Origin of the sequence: Rhizobium sp. BK491, from assembly GCF_014194925.1 — a bacterium.
Taxonomy (GTDB): Bacteria; Pseudomonadota; Alphaproteobacteria; order Rhizobiales; family Rhizobiaceae; genus Rhizobium.
On the sequence record NZ_JACIAR010000005.1, the window covers coordinates 270003 to 288147 of the forward strand.

At 60.3% G+C, this 18145-nt stretch carries 17 protein-coding genes; 10 read left to right on the forward strand and 7 right to left on the reverse strand.

Going from position 1 to position 18145, the window contains the following annotated elements; translation table 11 throughout:
* Positions 1-16: 16 nt before the first annotated feature.
* Positions 17-1300 (reverse strand): FAD-binding oxidoreductase, encoded by a 1284-nt coding sequence (locus tag FHX05_RS23135; protein ID WP_183874763.1) that lies wholly within the window; start codon positions 1298-1300, stop codon positions 17-19.
* Between the two features lie 207 nt (positions 1301-1507).
* On the opposite strand from FHX05_RS23135, the gene FHX05_RS23140 reads away from it, so the two are divergent.
* The gene (locus FHX05_RS23140) at positions 1508-1744 is read left to right on the forward strand and encodes an Lrp/AsnC ligand binding domain-containing protein (RefSeq protein ID WP_015341532.1); all 237 of its coding nucleotides are present in this window, start codon (positions 1508-1510) and stop codon (positions 1742-1744) included.
* Positions 1745-2153: 409 nt separating this feature from the next.
* The gene (locus tag FHX05_RS23145; RefSeq protein WP_183874936.1) at positions 2154-3356 is read left to right on the forward strand and encodes a glycosyltransferase family 4 protein; all 1203 of its coding nucleotides are present in this window, start codon (positions 2154-2156) and stop codon (positions 3354-3356) included.
* On the opposite strand, the gene FHX05_RS23150 is transcribed toward FHX05_RS23145, so the two are convergent.
* Positions 3323-4177 (reverse strand): glycosyltransferase family A protein, encoded by an 855-nt coding sequence (locus FHX05_RS23150; RefSeq protein ID WP_183874765.1) that lies wholly within the window; start codon positions 4175-4177, stop codon positions 3323-3325. The two genes, FHX05_RS23145 and FHX05_RS23150, sit on opposite strands and share 34 nt — an antisense overlap.
* Before the next feature lie 187 nt (positions 4178-4364).
* Between FHX05_RS23150 and FHX05_RS23155 the strand changes: the two genes are divergently transcribed.
* The 4 genes from FHX05_RS23155 (at position 4365) to FHX05_RS23170 (ending at position 9817) form a co-directional block, all read left to right on the forward strand.
* Complete coding sequence (locus FHX05_RS23155) at positions 4365-5879, forward strand: polysaccharide biosynthesis C-terminal domain-containing protein (protein ID WP_183874767.1); 1515 nt, start codon at positions 4365-4367, stop codon at positions 5877-5879.
* Positions 5880-5889: 10 nt separating this feature from the next.
* Entirely contained in the window at positions 5890-7680 is a 1791-nt protein-coding gene (locus FHX05_RS23160) for an alpha/beta fold hydrolase (protein ID WP_183874769.1), read from the forward strand.
* Positions 7681-7743: 63 nt separating this feature from the next.
* The gene (locus FHX05_RS23165) at positions 7744-8412 is read left to right on the forward strand and encodes a response regulator (protein WP_015341537.1); all 669 of its coding nucleotides are present in this window, start codon (positions 7744-7746) and stop codon (positions 8410-8412) included.
* Positions 8402-9817, forward strand: a complete 1416-nt coding sequence (locus tag FHX05_RS23170) for a sensor histidine kinase (RefSeq protein ID WP_183712563.1) — start codon at positions 8402-8404, stop codon at positions 9815-9817. Before FHX05_RS23165 ends, FHX05_RS23170 begins: the two co-directional genes overlap by 11 nt.
* A 158-nt stretch (positions 9818-9975) precedes the next feature.
* Here FHX05_RS23170 and FHX05_RS23175 read toward each other — a convergent pair whose 3' ends face one another.
* The 4 genes from FHX05_RS23175 to FHX05_RS23190 form a co-directional block, all read right to left on the reverse strand.
* A complete protein-coding gene (locus FHX05_RS23175; protein WP_183712565.1) occupies positions 9976-10857 on the reverse strand; it encodes an ABC transporter permease in 882 nt (293 codons plus the stop codon).
* Positions 10858-10870: 13 nt separating this feature from the next.
* The gene (locus FHX05_RS23180) at positions 10871-11689 is read right to left on the reverse strand and encodes an ABC transporter ATP-binding protein (RefSeq protein WP_112336261.1); all 819 of its coding nucleotides are present in this window, start codon (positions 11687-11689) and stop codon (positions 10871-10873) included.
* Positions 11690-11811: 122 nt separating this feature from the next.
* On the reverse strand, positions 11812-12825 hold the full coding sequence (locus FHX05_RS23185; RefSeq protein WP_183874771.1) for an ABC transporter substrate-binding protein: 1014 nt from the start codon (positions 12823-12825) through the stop codon (positions 11812-11814).
* Between the two features lie 196 nt (positions 12826-13021).
* The gene (locus FHX05_RS23190) at positions 13022-14035 is read right to left on the reverse strand and encodes an ABC transporter substrate-binding protein (RefSeq protein WP_183874773.1); all 1014 of its coding nucleotides are present in this window, start codon (positions 14033-14035) and stop codon (positions 13022-13024) included.
* Positions 14036-14303: 268 nt separating this feature from the next.
* Between FHX05_RS23190 and FHX05_RS23195 the strand changes: the two genes are divergently transcribed.
* The 3 genes from FHX05_RS23195 (at position 14304) to FHX05_RS23205 (ending at position 15814) form a co-directional block, all read left to right on the forward strand.
* Entirely contained in the window at positions 14304-14612 is a 309-nt protein-coding gene (locus FHX05_RS23195; protein WP_183874775.1) for a hypothetical protein, read from the forward strand.
* A gap of 183 nt (positions 14613-14795) precedes the next feature.
* Positions 14796-15254, forward strand: a complete 459-nt coding sequence (locus FHX05_RS23200) for a helix-turn-helix transcriptional regulator (RefSeq protein ID WP_015341544.1) — start codon at positions 14796-14798, stop codon at positions 15252-15254.
* A 320-nt stretch (positions 15255-15574) separates the two neighbouring features.
* Positions 15575-15814: a hypothetical protein gene (locus FHX05_RS23205; protein ID WP_112336496.1), complete on the forward strand. Its 240-nt coding sequence runs from the start codon at positions 15575-15577 to the stop codon at positions 15812-15814.
* A gap of 239 nt (positions 15815-16053) precedes the next feature.
* Here the strand turns inward: FHX05_RS23205 and FHX05_RS23210 are convergent, their stop codons facing one another.
* The gene (locus tag FHX05_RS23210) at positions 16054-16767 is read right to left on the reverse strand and encodes a TetR/AcrR family transcriptional regulator (RefSeq protein ID WP_246699055.1); all 714 of its coding nucleotides are present in this window, start codon (positions 16765-16767) and stop codon (positions 16054-16056) included.
* 170 nt (positions 16768-16937) lie between these two features.
* Between FHX05_RS23210 and FHX05_RS23215 the strand changes: the two genes are divergently transcribed.
* A complete protein-coding gene (locus FHX05_RS23215) occupies positions 16938-18137 on the forward strand; it encodes an efflux RND transporter periplasmic adaptor subunit (RefSeq protein ID WP_183874938.1) in 1200 nt (399 codons plus the stop codon).
* Positions 18138-18145: the final 8 nt, after the last annotated feature.

The window sequence follows — 18145 nt, forward strand, 5'->3', positions numbered from 1 at the left end:
GGTTCTCGGAATTGCCTTAGACTCTAGCGCCGACGAAATGCGCGGCCTGGGCGCCCGCCTCGTACCACATTTCCTTTGCCGCCCTGAAGCTCGGCTCGACGATATCGGTCACCGGCAGCGGCAGATCGGCCTCGGAAATCTGCCCGAGAATATGAGCGGCAAGCACCTTGCCGAACACCGTGCCCGGCGCGATGCCGCGGCCATTATAGCCGGAGAAGCCGACGACATTCTGATCCAGCTTGTGGAAACGGGGCAGCGCATTGTCGGTCATGCCGATCTTGCCATACCATTCGCATTCGAACGGAATGTCGCCGAGCTGCGGAAAGAGCTTTTTGATCGACCGCCGAGCCCAGTTCTTGTGAATGGCAAGACCGGTGTTGCGCAGCGCACCGACGCTGCCGAGAACGAGCCGGCCGGCCTGATCCATGCGGAAGGACGAGAGCACTTCTTTCGTATCCCAAGCCCCCTCGCGCCCGGGCAGCACGGATTTGCGCAAGTTGTCGCCGAGGGGGACGGTGGCGAAGTTGAAATAGGGCAGATGCACCTGTTCGTTCCGAACCTTTTCCCACGGGCCGGTGCTGTAAGCGTCCGTGGCCACCACGATCCAGTCGGCGCTGACCTTGCCGCCATCGGTCGAAACCACCCATTTCGCTCCGCTTCTTTCCGTCGATGTCACGCGGCTGCCGGTGTGAATGGTAACGCCGGCGTTGACCACGGCATGGGCAAGGCCGCGCGCGTAGGCAAGCGGCTGCAGCGTGCCGGCGCGCATGTCGAGCAGTGCCCCCGCATAGGCCGAACTGCCGACGCGGCGCTCCGTTTCCCGCGCATCCAGCACGGTGACCGGCGCACCGCGCTTTCCCCATTGCCGGGCGCGCTCCTCGATTTCCTTCAGCCCCTCCGGCCCGACGGCGCAATGCAGCGTACCGTTGCGCTCAAGCTCGCAGGCGATGCCGTGCTTGTCGATCAGTTCCATGACCAGCTTCGGCCCATTGCCGAGCAGATCGAGCAGCCGCTCGCCGTGGACGGCACCGAGTTCGCCCGGTAGATCGTCCGGCATCACCCACATGCCGGCATTGATGAGACCGACATTGCGCCCCGCCCCGCCAAAGCCGATTTCATTGGCTTCCAGCAGCACGACATTCGTGCCGGCTTCCGCCAGATGCAGCGCCGTCGAAAGACCGGTATAGCCGCCCCCGACCACCACGACATCGGCGGAGACATCGCCGGAAAGTGGCTTCGTTGATGGCGGAAGCGGGGCGGTCTTTTCCCAAAGACCGTGGGAGCGCGGGTCATTCAGCATGAAATCGGTCCAATCGAGAGAGCTAATGGCACCAATCTAGCGCTATGCTCGAAATTGCGGAAGCGGCAAGAGCGACATCCGATGGACATGGCATGATGCCAAAAAATCATCGGCTCTGGAGAAAAACTTGCATGGCGAGGACGCTTTCGACCATGATAGAGAAAAACCGGCCGCCATTGCGGCGGCAGACAGAAGCAGGACATCCTCATGAAGCCCATTTTCGTTCAGCTCCAATGCGCCCCCGGCAAGACCTACGAGGTCGCCGACGCCATCTACCAGACGGAGCTGGTTTCGGAACTGTATTCCACCAGCGGCGACTACGACCTCCTGATGAAGGTCTACATTGCCGAAGAGCAGGATATCGGCAAGTTCATCAACGACCACATCGCCAATATCCCCGGCATCGTCCGCTCGCTGACGACGCTAACCTTCCGAGCGTTTTGAGAGATCCGGATTTCGGGTCGCAATACATCATCTCATTGGAAATTGCCCCTCACCCCAGCCCTCTCCCCGTTTTGACGGGGAGAGGGAGTTCATCGAGTTCTGTGGGCGAAACGAAAGGCACGCAGCAAACACCGAAGCAATCCCCTCTCCCCGCAATGCGGGGAGAGGGTTAGGGTAAGGGGCCGGGCACACTGGTCCAGCATTGTCATATTCACCTGACAAGCTCGACCTTTCTGCCGCCTAACGCCCCGCTATTAACCCTCTTGCCCGAAACCGCTCGGCTTTCCGCCGGCGATTAAACCCTTTTTAACCGACCCGATGATCTGCTTTGCCGACTGATCAACGGGCGGCGCGCTGCAGCGCCGGATTGCTCGCCATGCGGCGCGGCATAGAGGTCGAGGGTGGATCGATGACATCGGCTGTTGCGGATATTCAGGCAAACAAGCAGGCCGGGCCGCTGATCGTACATGTCGTGCGTCAGTTCCTGCCGAACAAGGGCGGCCTGGAAGACGTCGTTGCCAACCTCTGCCGCCAGCTGGTTTCCCGCGGCTATCGCGTGCGCGTCGTCACCTGCAACAGCCTGTTTTCCGATCCCGGCCGGGAACTTGCCGAAAGCGAGACCATCGACGGCATCGAAATCGTCCGCATTCCCTGGTCCGGCTCCAGCCGCTATCCGTTGGCACCCAAGGTCTTCCGCCATCTGGCCCATGCCGACCTCATTCATGTCCATGCCGTCGACTTCTTCTTCGATGCACTGGCATGGGGCAAGCTCCTGCATGGGCGCCCCATGGTCGCGACCACGCATGGCGGCTTCTTCCACACGCAGAAATATGCAGCCATCAAGAAGGTCTGGTTCAATACCGCGACGCGGCTGTCCGCGCTCGGCTATGCCTCTCTCATCTGTTGCAGCCAGTCCGACGCGCGCCTCTTTTCCCAGATCGCCGACAGCCGCGTGCACTTGATCGAAAACGGCGCCGATGTCAGCAAATTTTCAAATTGCGCTGCGCTGGAAGCGCGCCGCCGCGTCGTCACCATCGGCCGTTTCTCCATCAACAAGCGGCTCGATCATCTTCTCGACGTCATGAAGGTGCTCGCGGCCCGCCGTGACGACTGGCACCTCGATATTATCGGCGCCGAGTCTGATCTAGATCGTGCAATGCTGGAAAAGGAAATTGCCGTCCGCGATCTAACACACAATGTTGCTCTGCATATTTCGATCGATGAAGGCTCGATCCGCAACATCATCGCCCGCGCCTCGCTCTTCGCTTCAGCTTCAGAATATGAAGGCTTCGGCCTGGTGGCGATCGAGGCGATGAGCGCCGGCCTGCTGCCGGTGCTGAACGCCAATGAGGCCTATAAGGCGATGGCCGAAACCCATCCGGCCCTCATGCTCGCAGATTTCGCAAATCCGGAAGCAACCGCCGATACCCTGACCGCAGCTTTCGAGCGCCTAGAGGCCGACGATCTGAGCCTGCGGCAGGAATTGCTGCGGGACGCCCGCGCCTATGCATGGAATGAAGTCGCCCAACGCTACATGGATGTCTATGCCGAGACGCTGACGCCGAGAGGCAAATCGCCTCAGCCTCTGCGCCAACGCGGCCAGGCCGCATAACCTTCCAGAATACCCATCAGCCAGGCGCGCTTGTAGCGTGCCGCATCGACGTTGAAACGCGCCAGCGCCGCCAGCCAGCCGGCGACCGGACGAAACAGCCGGTAGCCGACATAATACGGCGGAAACGCCTGCTTGCGCATCAGAGCGCCGAAGCCGCGCCCATATTTGCGGGCTCGCTCTACCTGCCGCGGCCCATACTCGCTGGTGACTTGATCGTGATGGACGATCAATTCCGGGAAGAACATCGCCTGCCTGCCGGCGCCGAGCGCGCGCAGCAGGAAATCCGCTTCCTCGCCGCTCTGGAACGGCGATTCCGAGCCGACGCCGAGATTCTCGTCGAAGCCGCCGATATCAGCCAATGCGGCGCGGCGCACGAAGATCCCATTGGAATTGCCGCACTTCAGGTAGTTCCAGCGCGTCAGCGCCAGCCGCGTCTCGCCTGTCGGGCTGACGGAAGCAAGCCCCTCGGCATCGAGCGTGCGGCCAGTGACGATCGCAAGCTCGGGATGCACCGAAAACAGCGCCGCGGCCATCGAAAGCGTATCGGCCTCATACCAGCAATCATCATCGGGAAAGCAGATGTAATCGCCTGCCGCGACGGCCATGCCATTGTTGCGCGCGCGCGAAAGTCCCTTCGGCGAACGGATGTGACGGATCGTGAAGGAAGAGGAGAAGCTTTCGATCAGCGCCCGCAGCCGGTCGTCGGCATTCTGATCGACGACGATGACCTCGAAATCCTTATGACTCTGCCCCACCAGCGAATGGAACAACCGCTCCAGCTGATCGAACCGATCGATCGTGCAGACGATGAGGCTGAACAATGAAACCCTCCGCACAAGCCTTGGAGCGGCCAATATCAGAGAGAAAGAATATTAGCCGAAGTAAAAAACGAACTTATGGCAGCATTAAACCCTAAATATTAAGGCATATGAAATAGAGCTGACGCTATCTCCACGAAGAGCCGGATATGTGTATAGGTTCCGGCAATTTGAGGAACGGTCAATCTTCATGACGAAGAGCATAATGGCAAATTCGGTTTTGAACGCCGCGGCGGGATTGACCCTGCTTGCGACCGGCTTTGCCTGTTCGATCATCGCGGCGCGTCTGCTTGGCCCGGAGGCCAACGGCATCATCGCCTTCTCCCTATGGCTGACGACAACAGGCGCGCTCGTCGCCGAGCTCGGCGCCGGCGTTACCCTGCTGCGCGTCCTGCCGCAGCTGAAAGGAAACGGCTATTCGACGGAAGAGCGGCTGGGCTTTGCCGCTTACCTTCTGCAGCCGACGATTCTCGCAACCGTCATCCTGCTCGCCGGCTATGTCGCCTATTATTGGGATACGGAGCGTTTGCACTGGGCGGGCGATGCATCTGAAGTCATTGCCATAACAGGCGTCTTCTTCGTTCTTCAGTCTCTTGGCGCCTATAGCAAAAACTATCTGATCGGCGAACAGCGGGTCAGCGCGTTCCTGCGCATCACCTTGATAAGCTCGGCGCTGCAGCTGGTTACCGTCCTTGCGGGAGCGATCTTCTTTGGCGTCAGCGGCGCACTTGCCGGCTATGCGATCGGCCAGCTGCCGATGTTCATCGCGACGCTCAGAATCGCGATTGTCCGCAAGAACAGCTGCGGTGTCGGCCTTTCCGCTCTCGCCAGTTCGTCGCTCATTCTTTCGATCGAACTCATCAACAGCTCGATCTTCCTCAACCGCATCGAGCTGTTGTTCCTGCAGCGTTACTGGGGCATCGAAGCGGTCGGCTTTTACGCCGTCGGCCTGTCGCTCGCCAACCTGGCGCTGCAGCTGCCGGTGCAGTTGAGCGGTAGCCTCTTGCCCTATTATTCCGAGCAGATGCACGCGAGGGAATCGGACAAGCTGCCGGTCGAGGTCTTCGCCGGAGTGGCGCGCAGCATTGCCTACATCACCCTGCCGATGAGTTTCGGTCTGGCAGCCATCTCGCCGGAACTTGTCGTAACGATCTTCGGCCCGGCCTTTGCGCCGAGCGGCGGCATGGTGGCGCTGCTGTCCCTGACTGCCGTGCCCTACGTCTTCATGCAGATCTGCACGCAATATCTCTATTCACTGGATCGCGTGCGCGAACGCACCGTCATCGGCGTCGTCGCCAGCTTCGTCATGGTCGTCGGCTGCGCAGTCGCCGTGCCCTTCTACGGAGGCGAGGGTGCCGCGCTTGTTCGCCTGCTCACCTTTGTCGCCCTGTGCCTGATGACGGTACGCCGCATGGAATTCGAAGGATCGACGCGCGGTATGCTCATCAACCTTGCAAAAGTCACGGTTGCTGCCATTGTGTGCGCGGTTGCAGCCTATGGTTTCGTTCAGGCGCTGACCGGTGTCGCAGGCCTCGTAGGCGCCATCATCGCCGGTGCGCTGGCCTATGGCATTGCGCTCAGACTGCTGAAAGCCGTTCCAGCCGAAGATATCGACGTCATGCAGAAGATCGCGATGCGATTGCCTGCACGCATAAATCCGATTGCCACTCAGGCTCTGGCTCTATTAGCGCCGCGCCGAATGTGAGGAGACTAGCATGGCTGGTTGGGGAGCCGCCGAAAAGCAGGGCAAGCAAGGGCAGACAAGATCCGCAGCCATCCCGGTAACCTTTGCCGGCACGGTCGGCTTGTTTACATCAGCCGTCACACCCTCGCGCGGTAGCGCTGTCTTGTTTCTCAGCCCCTGGGGTTTCGAGGAGATGTGCGTCCGCAAGTTCTGGCGGATTCTGGCTGAGGATCTCGCCGATATCGGCATATCGAGCCTTCGCTTCGATTACGCCGGCACGGGCGATGCGCTTGATCTGACCGATGAAGGCAAAGGTCTGGAGCCGTGGCATGAAACCGCTCTCGCGGCAGCAGCAAAGCTGAAGGCGCTTTCCGGCTGCGAGCGGCTGATCCTCGTCAGCCAAGGGCTTGGCGGAACCATCGCCGCCGCTCTCGCCGAGCGGCTTGCCGGCATCGACGGCATCGCCTTTCTTGCACCCGTCGTCTCAGGTCGTGCCTATCTTCGCGAACTGACCGTCTGGTCGAAGATGATCGATGAGAGCATGGGGCTTGCCGAAGCGCAGCGCCAGACGGAGGGCGTCACCGTCGCAAGCCTCCGGATGCCCGATAGCGCGGCCGATGCAGTGAAGAAGCTGAACCTCATGACACTGGATCGGCTCGCGACGCCGAATTGCCTGGTGCTGACGCGCCCGGGCCGCCCCGGAGACTCCGACTTCGCGCACCATCTCGAAACGCTCGGCCCCGAGGTCACTGAAACTTCCTACGAAGGTTACGACGATCTCGTCTCGAACCCGACCATCGCCACCATGCCGACCGAAACCGGCCGGAAAATAGTCGAATGGGTGCAGTCGGTAGCCGCTAAAACCGGTGAGGCCACATCGACCGAACTTACGCCGCCCCTCGCGGAACCTCTCATCGGCGAAGGCTTTCGCGAAACGCCGCTGCGTTTCGGCGCGGACAACCGCCTGTTCGGCATTCTCTGCGAGCCCGAAGGTGTGCGCACCGGCGCGACCGCGCTGCTCCTTACGACGGCCTATGACAGGCACGCCGGCTGGGGTCGTATGTCGGTCACCATGGCGCGCTCGCTTGCCGGCGACGGCATTGCCTCGCTGCGTTTCGATACGGCCAATGTCGGCGACAGCCCGCCGCTTTCCGGCGCCCCCGAGCAGGTGCTCTATTCCCGCGAACAGCATCTCGATGTCGCAGAGGCACTGGACCTGCTGGAGAGACGGGCTCTACTACCAACCTATGTGGTCGGGCGTTGCAGCGGTGGCTATCTCGCCTTTCAGGCAGCATTGCGCGATACGCGCTGCCGCGGCCTCATCACCGTCAATCCCTACAGCTTCCATTGGGACGAGAGCCGATCGGTCGATGAAGCCCTGCGCTTTGCTCCCCGTTCGCTGGAAACTTATGGGCGCAAACTCCTGCAGATGGAAACGCTGAAGCGGCTCTTCGGCGGCCAAGTCGATGCAAGGAGCGCCATATGCAACATGGCGACCGGGCTCGGTCGGCGGGCGATACGAACGGTACGCCACCTGCTCGGTGCGTTCCCCATCTTCGCTGCGGCTCAAGGACCTGTGCTGGGTGGTTTCCGCACGCTTGCCAAGCGTGGCGTCGATATGTCCCTGATCTACAGCGCCCACGATATCGGGCTCGATCATCTGCATGACGAGTTCGGCGAGAACGGTGTCGGATTAAAGCATTTTCCGGACATACGCCTCACCGTCATTCCCGAAGCTGACCACAATCTGACCCCGCCCTATGCGCGCAAGGTCTATTTGCGAGAGGTCCGGGAGATGGGTTTGCGGCTCGCCAACCGATGACGTACAGGCTGGAAAACCGCCGGAAATATTCGCCATATCCGACACTTGCTGTATAGTCGCGCCATGAGGCTCCTGATCGTCGAAGACAACCGCGAACTGGCGTCCTGGCTCGGCAAGGCGCTGCGTCAGGCGCAGTATGTCGTCGATATCGCCTATGATGGCGAAGATGCCGAGCACATGCTGAAAGTCGCAGCTTACGCCATCGTCATCCTCGATCTGTCGCTGCCGAAGATGGACGGGTTAACTCTGCTGAAGCGACTGCGCCAGAGCGGCAACAAGGTGCCGGTCATCATCCTGACGGCCAATGCCAGCCTCGACGGCCGCGTTGCCGGCCTCGACAGCGGCGCCGACGATTATCTGGCGAAGCCCTTCGAAATTGCCGAGCTCGAAGCGCGCATACGCGCGGCCGTCCGCCGCGGTCACGACCGCGCCGCGCCGGAGATCGCCGTCGGCGACCTGGTGTTCGATGGCGGCACGCGGCAATTCTCTCTGGCCGGAGAATCCCTGGCGCTGACACCGCGCGAGCACGCGGTGCTCGAACACCTGATCATGAAGGCAGGCACGACCGTTACAAAGGCGACGCTCTCGGAAAGCGTCTTCGGTTTTGACGATCTCGCCGACACCAGCGCCATCGAGATCTATGTGCATCGCGTCCGCAAGAAGCTTGAAGGCAGTTCCGTGCAGATCGCAACGCTGCGCGGCCTGGGTTACCTCCTTCGCCATGCGCAATGATGAGGCTGCACCATCCAAAGGCCTTGTAAGCCGCACCCTCGGCGGGGTAGCGAGCAGTCTTCGCGCGCAGCTGTTTGCCTGGGTCGTATTGACCCTGATCGGCGCGATCTGCATCAACCTTTATCTAAGCTTCCGTTCCGCCGATGCGACGGCCGATCTTGTCACCGACCGTACGCTGCTCGCCTCCGCCCGCGTCATCGCGGAAGCGACGCATGTCGACGGAAGCGGCACCGTGCAGATCGATATTCCCCCGGCTGCGCTGGAAATGTTCGATACCGGCTATGGCGACCGCGTTTTTTATCAGGTGGTCACGGCATGGGGGAGCCTCATCGCCGGTTTTCCCGATCTGCCACGGCCGAAGCGGGATCTGATCGGCGAGGACATGACGTTTCGGACCGACGGCGTGCGTGTACTCATGCTGAGCCACCCGGTTGTTGGCCTTGATCAGGACAGCACGATTTCCGTCGCCGTTGCTGTTACTCATAACAGCCAATATGCCATGCGCCGCAGGCTGTGGCTGTCCGATTTCACCAAGCAGCTCGCGCTTGTCCTGCTTGCCGGGCTCGTCACCATCATCGGCCTGCAGCGCGGACTTGCGCCCGTGCTGCGCCTGCGCGACGCCGTGCGCGAGCGTGGCCGCCAGCGTCTCGATCCGCTGGACCCTCACATGGTGCAGAACGAGCTTCGGCCGCTCGTCCACGCCCTCAATGATCACATGGAGCGGGTGCAGAACCAGATGGCGGCGCAGCGCCGCTTCGTCTCGAACGCCGCTCATCAACTGCGGACACCGCTTGCCCTGATCTCGACCCAGGCAAGTTTTGCTGCACGCGAAACGGACAATAACAGGCGTGACGAGGCGCTGACCGCATTGCGTTCGAGCACGCGACAGGTAACGCGGCTTGCGAGCCAGCTTCTGACACTCTCGCGTGCCGAACCCGGCAGCCGCCGACCGCGAAACGACACCATCGATCTGGCGGAAACCGCCCGGCGTGTGCTGGAAACCCTCGCCGAGGAAGCCCTGCGCCGCAATATCGATCTCGGGCTCGAGGCGGATGATACGGCGGTTCATATCGAGGGCGACGGCACCATGCTGCGTGAAATGCTGGTCAATCTCGTCGATAATGCACTGCGCTACACGCAGGCGGGCGGTCGCGTGACGGTGGGAGTCGGCCGCGACGGCGATACGGCTCTGCTATGGGTCGAGGACAACGGACCGGGCATCCCCGAAGCGGAACGCGCCCAGGTCTTCGAGCGCTTCTATCGCATCATGGGCACGGAGCCAGAGGGAAGTGGCCTCGGTCTCGCCATCGTCCGCGAAGTCGTCGACGGCGCCGGCGGCTCTGTCATGCTTGACGAGGCGATGGGTGGCGGCCTGCTGGTCCGCGTGCGGCTGCCGGCTGTTTGAAGGGCGAAGTTAGTTCGCTGTCTTTGGTCGGCAAGTGCAGCAATTGCGGGATAGTCCCCTCTCCCCGCCTGCGGGGAGAGGGAGTCTCTACGTCGACACAAAAAAGGCCGGGCGAAACGCCCGGCCCCTGGCCTTGGGAGGTACCAGAAAATCAACGCTTAGTGCGTGTCGAGGCTCTGCTGCGGACGCCAGCGGGTGATGCGGTTTTCGATGAGCGTCATCACATATTCGGCGCCGAGCGTGACGACCATCACCAGGATGATCGCGGCATAGAGGCCGGCGGCATCATAGGTGCCCTTGGCGATCGAGATCAGGTAGCCGATGCCGGCCAGCGATCCCACGAACTCACCGACGATCGCGCCGATGATGGCGAAGGAGAAGGAGATATGCAGGCTTGCAAAAATCCAGCTCATTGCTGACGGCAGGATGACGTTGCGGGTCACCCGCCAGTTGGAAGCGCCGAGAATGCGGGCATTGGCGATCATGTTGCGGTCGGCTTCGCGAACGCCCTGGAAGGCATTGGCGAACACGACGAAGAACACCATGATAAAGGCCAGCGCCACCTTCGACGCCAGGCCGAGACCCATGATCATTACGAAAATCGGCGCGAGAACGACGCGCGGGATCGAGTTGATCGCCTTGATGTAGATCGAGAGGATGTCGGAAGCCAGCTTGTTGCGGCCAAGGGCGACGCCGACAAGGACGCCGGTCACCGAGCCGATGATGAAGCCGATCAGAGCTTCTTCCATGGTGACGCCGAGGTGATACCAGAGCGAGCCGCTCTCGGTACCCTCGGTGATCCACTCCCAGAGGCGCAGTGCGATCCCGTACGGGCTCGAATAGAAGAACGGATCGATCCAGTGCAGGTCGGAGGCGAGCTGCCAGAGGCCGAGGATGGCAAGCAAAATGCCGATCTGCCATGCCTTGACGACATACTTGCGATGAGCGAGCGCCTTCAGCGCTGCGGCTTCGATTTCCGCGTCCGAGGTGCCGGCGCGGAAGATTGGAGCATTGCCTGCTTCGAGAGCTGTATTTGCCATGATCAATCCTCCCTTATGCCGCTTCCGCGGCACGGCGATAGCTGGTTTCGACCTCTTCACGCAGGTCGTCCCAGATCGTCTTGCAATAATCAATGAAGTTCTGCTCGTAGCGGATCTCCGAGACGACGCGCGGGCGCGGCAGGTCGATCGTGTAGACCGATTTGACCGTCGCCGGGCCGGCCGTCAGCACATAGACCTTGTCGGCGAGCGCAACGGCTTCTTCGAGATCGTGCGTCACGAAGACGACGGAAGCCTGGCGTTCGGCCCAGAGCTTCAGCAGTTCTTCATGCATGACCGTGCGGGTCTGCACGTCGAGCGCCGAGAAGGGCTCGTCCATCAGCAGGATTTCCGGCTCGTTGATGAAGGTCTGCGCCAGCGAGACGCGCTTGCGCATGCCGCCCGAGAGCTGATGCGGATAGTGATGCAGAAACTTGGAAAGACCGACACGGGCAAGCCAGTCCTTGGCCATCTTCTCGGCCTCGGCCTTCGACTTGCCGCGGAACAGCGGGCCGGCCATGACGTTTTCGATGACATTCTGCCAGGGGAAGAGCGCATCCGTCTGGAAGGCGAAGCCGACGCGCCGGTCGATGCCGTTGACCGGGCCACCCATCAGGCGGACTTCGCCGGCGCTCGGCTTGGCAAGGCCGGTGACGAGGTTGAGCGTCGTCGACTTGCCGCAGCCCGTCGGCCCGACAACGGCGACGAATTCGCCGCGCTCGACGGTCATGTTGAAATCGCGCAGTGCGGTCAGCGACTTGCCGGTCGGCGATACGAAACGGCGGCTGACATTGATGAGCTCTATCGCCGGGGTGCGGCTTTCATCCTGTTGCATGGTGCTGATCCTGACGCGTGCCTTTGGGGCGTGCACGCAAAGCCCAGTGGAACTGCAAAGTCTCTTGAACTGCCGCTTCCGGAACCTGCCTGAAAACTGGCCGGAAGCGGCGTTCTGACTGTTTACTTGACGTTCTTCACGAATTCCGTCGTGTAGGTCTTCGACAGGTCGATTGTCTTGCCCTTGACGTTCTTGGAGAACTGCGAGAGCACGGCGAGAACGGTCTTCGGACCATCTTCCGGCATCACGCCGTCGGCGGTGAACATTTCCTTGCCGGCGTCGAGAGCCTTGATGTAGCCGTCCTTGTCACCGACGTAGAAGTCCTTCGGCATCTTCTCGGCAATTTCAGCGGCGGAATGCGTATGGATGAAGCGCAGCGTCCTGACGAAAGCGTTCGCGAGCTTCTGCACTTCTTCCTTATGAGCGTCGACCCATGCGGCATCCATATAGAGCGAGGCCGCCGGATAGGTACCGCCGAGCGCCTCTTCGGTGCCCTTCAGCGTGCGCAGATCGACGAGGATCTTCGCTTCGCCGGTCTTGAGCAGTCGCGAAATCGTCGGCTCGGTGGTCATGCCCACCTGGATGGCGTCCTGCTGCATGGCGGCGATGAAAGTCTGACCGGCGCCGACCGGAACAGGCGTGATGTCAGCCGGCGAGAGGCCAGCCTTCGACGCCATGTAAAGCGTCAGGAAGTTCGTCGACGAGCCGAGGCCTGTGACGCCGGCGCGCTTGCCCTTCAGGTCGGCGAAGGACTTGATATCGGGATATTTGGCCGAAACCAGCTCGACTTCGCCGGGCGCCTGGCTGAACTGCACGACCGATTTGATGAACTTGCCCTTGGCTTGCAGGTCGACGCAGTGGTCGTAGAAACCGACGACGCCCTGAACGGCGCCTGCCAGCAGCTGGTTTTCGGCATCGACGCCGGCGGATTCGTTGAGAAGCTCGACCTCGAGGCCTTCATCCTTGAAGTAACCGAGCCCTTCGGCAAGCTTGGCCGGCAGATAGATCTGCTTTTCGTAGCCGCCCACCATGATGGAAATCTTGTCGGCAGCATTGGCGGCCGTGGCTGCAAGGGAAGCAGCTGTCATGACGAGGGAAAGGGCTATGGTATGAAAAAACGTGCGCGATGGACGCATCAATGTCTCCTCCTGTTTTATTCTTGCGCCACACGACGCTCTGGAAAGGCGCTTCCTCCACGAAGCTCAACGAGGCTAGCGCGGGCAACCTTTCAGTCAGCTTTCAGTGCGCAACCCTGCGAGGGAACATTGCGATTTTATTAACGCGGACGCCGGCGGCTCGATATGCCGCCGGCGCCGGAAACGCTACGGCGCACTATTTGGCGTTTTTGACGAATTCCGTCGTGTAGGTCTTCGACAGATCGATCGCCTTGCCCTGTACGTTCTTGGAGAACTCGGAAAGCACGGCAAGAACGGTTTTCGGACCGTCTTCCGGCATCACGCCATCGGGCGTGAACATCGCCTTGCCGTTTTCAAGCGCCTTCACATAGCCTTCCTTGTCGCCGACATAGAAGTCTTTCGGCATCTTGTCGGCGATCTCGGCGGCTGAATGCGAGTTGATGAAATGCAGCGTCTTGACGAAAGCATTCGCAAGCTTCTGCACCTCCTCCTTGTGATCCTTGACCCACGACTCCTGCATATAAAGAGACGCAGCAGGATAGGTCCCACCCAGGGCGGCCCTCGTTCCGGCCATCGTGCGCATGTCGATGAGAACCTTGGCTTCGCCGGTCTTCAGGAGACGCGAGACCGTCGGCTCCGTCGTCATGCCGGCCTGAATGGCATCCTGCTGCATGGCGGCGATAAAGGTCTGACCGGCACCAACCGGAACGGAGGTGAATTCCCCCAGCTTCAGGCCGGCCTTGATGGCCAGATACTGCGTCAGGAAGTTGGTCGAGGAACCAAGGCCGGTGACGCCGAGGCTCTTGCCCTTGAAATCGGCGGGGAATTTGATTTCCGGATGCTTGGCCGACACCAGCTCGACTTCGCCCGGCGCCTGGCTGAACTGCACGACGGATTCGACAAACTTGCCCTTGCCCTGAAGGTCGATGCAATGGTCGTAGAAGCCGACGACGCCCTGGACGGCGCCTGCGAGCATTTCGTTTTCCGCATCAACGCCTGCAGGCTCATTGAGAAGTTCGACGTTAAGCCCCTGCTCCTTGAAATAGCCAAGCCCTTCGGCAAGCTTGGCCGGCAGATAGATCTGCTTTTCGTAACCGCCCACCATGATGGAAATCTTGTCAGCGGCGTTGGCGGCAGTGGCGGCAAATCCGGCTGCGGCTATCGCAATGGAAAAAGCCGTCGAATATCTAAGAATGCTGGATGCACGCATGAAGTTCTCCTCTCCAATTGTGTACCGGCGCCGATTGACAACGGCACGGCACGCGCTTCCTCCTGAAGCAGGAGAGACATGCACGCCCAACCTTTCATTGAACTGAAAGGAAGTTCTTGGCTATCGCCTGTTGGCTTCGAATGTCTGCGGTTTTCCGCAGCGGCGACGGAACGCCCGATTTCCGTACAACGGGAAGCATTCCTCCACCTTGGCATTTCCCGCATCGCGACTATCTAAGATGGAACGCTTTCGCTGGGAGGGATCACCGATGAGGACCATTGCCGCAGCCCTTGTCCTAATGACGATCACGGTAGCCGGGCCGGCATGGGCGATTTCCCGCTACGAGTCGCTCGGCAAGACCTGCGCATCGGTGCAGCAGCTTATCGCAGCCGAACGGGCGGTAATATTGCGCTATCCTTCGTCCCGAGGCGGCCCCGTTCTTTACGACCGCTATGTGGCCGGCCGCGGGCAATGCGGCATCTCCGACTATGCCAGCCGCACTTATGTTCCCACCAGGGATAACCCGCTCTGCCGCGTCTACAATTGCAAGCCATCCTCCATTTTCAATCCGCATTGACGCGAATCACCTTTTCTGAGGTTTATGCGGGGGCGGATTATAAACTTTGCAGCAAAAGACTTTTAGTTGAGTTACACTCATATTTAACGCACATTTTGCGGGCAGATGAAGGACGCGTCCCTTCGCGAGAAGGGTACGAGCATGGTGTTTCCACCAGCCCCTAAGTGATAAGGAGATTGCGCCGTGAGTGCAAAAGTACCGAATCCGATCGATGCCTATGTTGGCTCTCGCGTGCGCACGCGTCGTCTCATGCTTGGCATGAGTCAGGAGCGGCTTGCCGAACAGATCGGCGTGACGTTTCAGCAGGTGCAGAAATACGAAAAGGGCACCAATCGCATCGGCGCCAGCCGGCTGCAGGCGATTGCCGGCGTGCTGGCGGTACCGGTTGCCTTCTTCTTCCAGCAGGATAATTCGCAGCCGCTGAACACCGATGGCCTCGGCGCGATCAATGGTCTGGAAGATCTGTCGGACTTCCTGACATCGAAAGAGGGCCTCAGCCTCAACAAGGCGTTCATGAAGATCAACGATCCCAGCATTCGCCAGTCCGTGCTGACGTTGATCAAGTCATTGGCAAACGCTTCCGACGTTCTGCCAAATCATATTCCGCATGCAGCGGACGCGTCAGTCGGCCTGCGCAACTAAGGCTGCCGCTCCCGCGAGAATAACGATGCCGTCAATCCGAGGCAGGCCGAAAGTTGCTGCTTTGGGCCGGCACAGAATTATCGCCAACAACTGCGGTGCGGGCCGGTCTGGCCAGTCAAGCGATCGACGCCAAGATGTGCCTCGTTGCGATTTTCTCCGTGCCTGACCTTTGGAGGCGGTAAGAGCGGAATTTGCCGCAACCAAGCGTCGTGTCACGCTGCATGTCACGCGCCAACCTGCAAAACTTTCGTTACGGTTTGCTCATGTTCCCGGCCAGACACGATTCGTCTGCCGGGAACGGGGGCAATAGAGGGTACGAAATGACATCAGCACTTCCGATCGACGCAGCATACCAGGATCCTGATTCGCTCAAGGAACTGGCATCAATCGCTCGGCTCATCACCTATGCACGGCAAAGCGCCAAAAACCTGAACGCTGAATTCCCGGTCTGGTGCCTGGACTTGGCACTCGGGGCCGTGTTGCAGGAAATGTATGAAAATGGCTTGCCCAATCCCTTGTTCGAAACGGGAACGGACACAGCAAAAGTGGTGGCACACTGAATTTAAATAATTCCGGCCTTTGCCGGATACGAAATGATGCCGGTATGGCTCCCCAGGCCATATCGGCATTTTTCTTATGAGGCGACCGTCAGGACGACGAGGTTGTCGTATACCGGGTGGAAGCTAAAGCACTTCCAGGAAAAGTGCGCAGCGGTTTTCCGTCAGGAATGCGTTGGGAAATAAGAGCATAGAGCGTTTTCGCGATTCAAAGAAAAGTGGAAACGCTCTAGCGGCGCGGTTTAGCAGCCGTCCTTGCGCGGCCGGACGCCGGCAGTAAAGATTGCGATGCAATGACGCAGATGGCGCAGCCGCATTTCGCGGTCCGTCCAATCCTTCGGACGGCCCGGCCTCGAGATCATAGCATCGAAGATCATGCTCATCAGCATACGCGCCCCGCTTGCCGCATCGGCAATCTCGATCACTCCGCGCCGCTGCTGCTCAAGAAGCCAATCCGCCAACATCAGCTGCGATTGCTTGCCGCCGTAAGTATGCAGCAACATCGCGATCTCCGGAGATTGTTGCGATTCACTGATGACGAGATGAATAAAAGCGTCCCGTTCACGCTCCTGATCTTCATCGATATCGATCATGAATATCTGCTCGAGCGCCTTGTCGAACGGCAGGTTCTCATCGTCTGGCCGCGGCAAGGCCAGCATGGATGCGCGATGCTCGGCGATGATGGCCACAAACAGATCGGTCTTGCTCGGAAACAGCCTATAGAGGGTCTGCTTCGAAATCCGGCATCGCGTGGCAACCAAATCCATGGTTGTACCGGCATATCCGAGTTCGTAGAAGATCGCTCGCGCCTCTCTGACGATCTCAGCGCGGCGCTCATCGTCGCTCACGGTTTTCGGACGACCGCGCGGGCGGCGCGTGGCAGCCTGGTCGGCCTTGGCTGTTCGTTCCTTTGTCAGCACACCGAATTGACCCCAACAACCGAATACGATTGACATTTGACGCTGTATAAATATTTTCGGTACGACTTGGTACTATAAATAAGGCAACAGGAAATAGCAACGTGCGAAAGCTCGCTCCTCCCACTTCTGCACTCGTATATCCGCCGACATCCAACCGCCTTTCAGCCGGCCGCTCGTCGCTGACCGCCGCAGGATTGATCGCTGCGATGTTACTGGCCGGCTGCAACCAGCAGAATTCCGCGCAGAACAATGCGCCGGTCGTAAAGACAGAAGTCAGCGCGATGTCGCTGCATCCGCAATCCGTCGCCATCACCGCCGAACTGCCTGGGCGCACCAGCGCCTATCTTGTCGCCGAAGTGCGCCCGCAAGTCGGCGGCATCATCCGCAGCCGCAATTTCAAGGAAGGCAGCGAAGTCAAGGAAGGCGACGTCCTCTACGAGATCGATCCGTCCTCTTACCAGGCATCCTATGACAGCGCCGCCGCGGCCTTGCAAAAGGCCCAAGGCGCCTTGCCGAGTGCCCAGTCGAAGGTCGATCGCTACAAGAGCCTCACCCAGCAGGATGCGGTCAGCAAGCAGAACCTCGACGACGCGGTTTCCACATTGGCGCAGGCCAACGCGGACGTGGCATCCGCAAAGGCCGCGCTGGAAACGGCGCGCATCAATCTCGACTACACCAAGATGCGCGCGCCGATCGCCGGCCGCGTCGATGCCTCCACGGTCACGGTCGGCGCTCTCGTCACCGCCGATCAGACGACGGCGCTGACAACCATCCGTAAGCTCGATCCGATCAATGTCGATGTCACGCAGTCGAGCACCAACCTGCTCGAATTTCGCCGCGCTGTCGCGGAAGGTCGGCTGAAGACCAGCGGCAACAATGTTTCGGTTCACCTGACGCTCGAAGACGGCAGCCAATACAAGGAAACCGGCACGCTGCAGTTTGCCGAATCCTCCGTTGCGGAAACGGTCGGCACAATCACCGTGCGCGCTGTCTTCCCCAATCCGGATCGCATCCTGCTGCCGGGCATGTATGTTCGCGCCACCATTCAGGAAGGCATTGCCGAAAACAGCTTCGTGGTGCCGCAGCGCGCCGTGACCCGCAACACGAAGGGCGAACCGATCGCCATGTTCGTGACTGCGGAGGGCAAGGTACAGCAGCGGGTGTTGAAGGTGGAACGCAGCATCGGCAATAGCTGGCTTGTCAACCAGGGCGTCGCCGACGGCGATCGCGTAATCGTCGAAGGCGTTCAGCGCGTCCGCGACGGTCAGGAAGTTACGGTGTCTCCGGTAACGATCGACGATGCGACCGGCGAAGTGAAGCAGGCAGCCGCCGATGGCAAGCCGTCTGCCGAGCAGGCCGGGCTGGAGAAGACCGATATCAAAGCCGCCTCCGGCGTCCAGAAGTGAGGTTAGAC

Coding starts and splice junctions, on each gene's coding strand:
- FHX05_RS23145 (WP_183874936.1), top strand. CDS start 2,154: ATGACATCGGCTGTTGCGGATATTCAGGCAAACAAGCAGGCCGGGCCG.
- FHX05_RS23180 (WP_112336261.1), bottom strand. CDS start 11,689: ATGCAACAGGATGAAAGCCGCACCCCGGCGATAGAGCTCATCAATGTC.
- FHX05_RS23135 (WP_183874763.1), bottom strand. CDS start 1,300: ATGCTGAATGACCCGCGCTCCCACGGTCTTTGGGAAAAGACCGCCCCG.
- FHX05_RS23210 (WP_246699055.1), bottom strand. CDS start 16,767: ATGTCAATCGTATTCGGTTGTTGGGGTCAATTCGGTGTGCTGACAAAG.
- FHX05_RS23170 (WP_183712563.1), top strand. CDS start 8,402: ATGCGCAATGATGAGGCTGCACCATCCAAAGGCCTTGTAAGCCGCACC.
- FHX05_RS23215 (WP_183874938.1), top strand. CDS start 16,938: ATGTTACTGGCCGGCTGCAACCAGCAGAATTCCGCGCAGAACAATGCG.
- FHX05_RS23175 (WP_183712565.1), bottom strand. CDS start 10,857: ATGGCAAATACAGCTCTCGAAGCAGGCAATGCTCCAATCTTCCGCGCC.
- FHX05_RS23165 (WP_015341537.1), top strand. CDS start 7,744: ATGAGGCTCCTGATCGTCGAAGACAACCGCGAACTGGCGTCCTGGCTC.
- FHX05_RS23190 (WP_183874773.1), bottom strand. CDS start 14,035: ATGCGTGCATCCAGCATTCTTAGATATTCGACGGCTTTTTCCATTGCG.
- FHX05_RS23195 (WP_183874775.1), top strand. CDS start 14,304: ATGAGGACCATTGCCGCAGCCCTTGTCCTAATGACGATCACGGTAGCC.
- FHX05_RS23140 (WP_015341532.1), top strand. CDS start 1,508: ATGAAGCCCATTTTCGTTCAGCTCCAATGCGCCCCCGGCAAGACCTAC.
- FHX05_RS23160 (WP_183874769.1), top strand. CDS start 5,890: ATGGCTGGTTGGGGAGCCGCCGAAAAGCAGGGCAAGCAAGGGCAGACA.
- FHX05_RS23155 (WP_183874767.1), top strand. CDS start 4,365: ATGACGAAGAGCATAATGGCAAATTCGGTTTTGAACGCCGCGGCGGGA.
- FHX05_RS23205 (WP_112336496.1), top strand. CDS start 15,575: ATGACATCAGCACTTCCGATCGACGCAGCATACCAGGATCCTGATTCG.
- FHX05_RS23185 (WP_183874771.1), bottom strand. CDS start 12,825: ATGCGTCCATCGCGCACGTTTTTTCATACCATAGCCCTTTCCCTCGTC.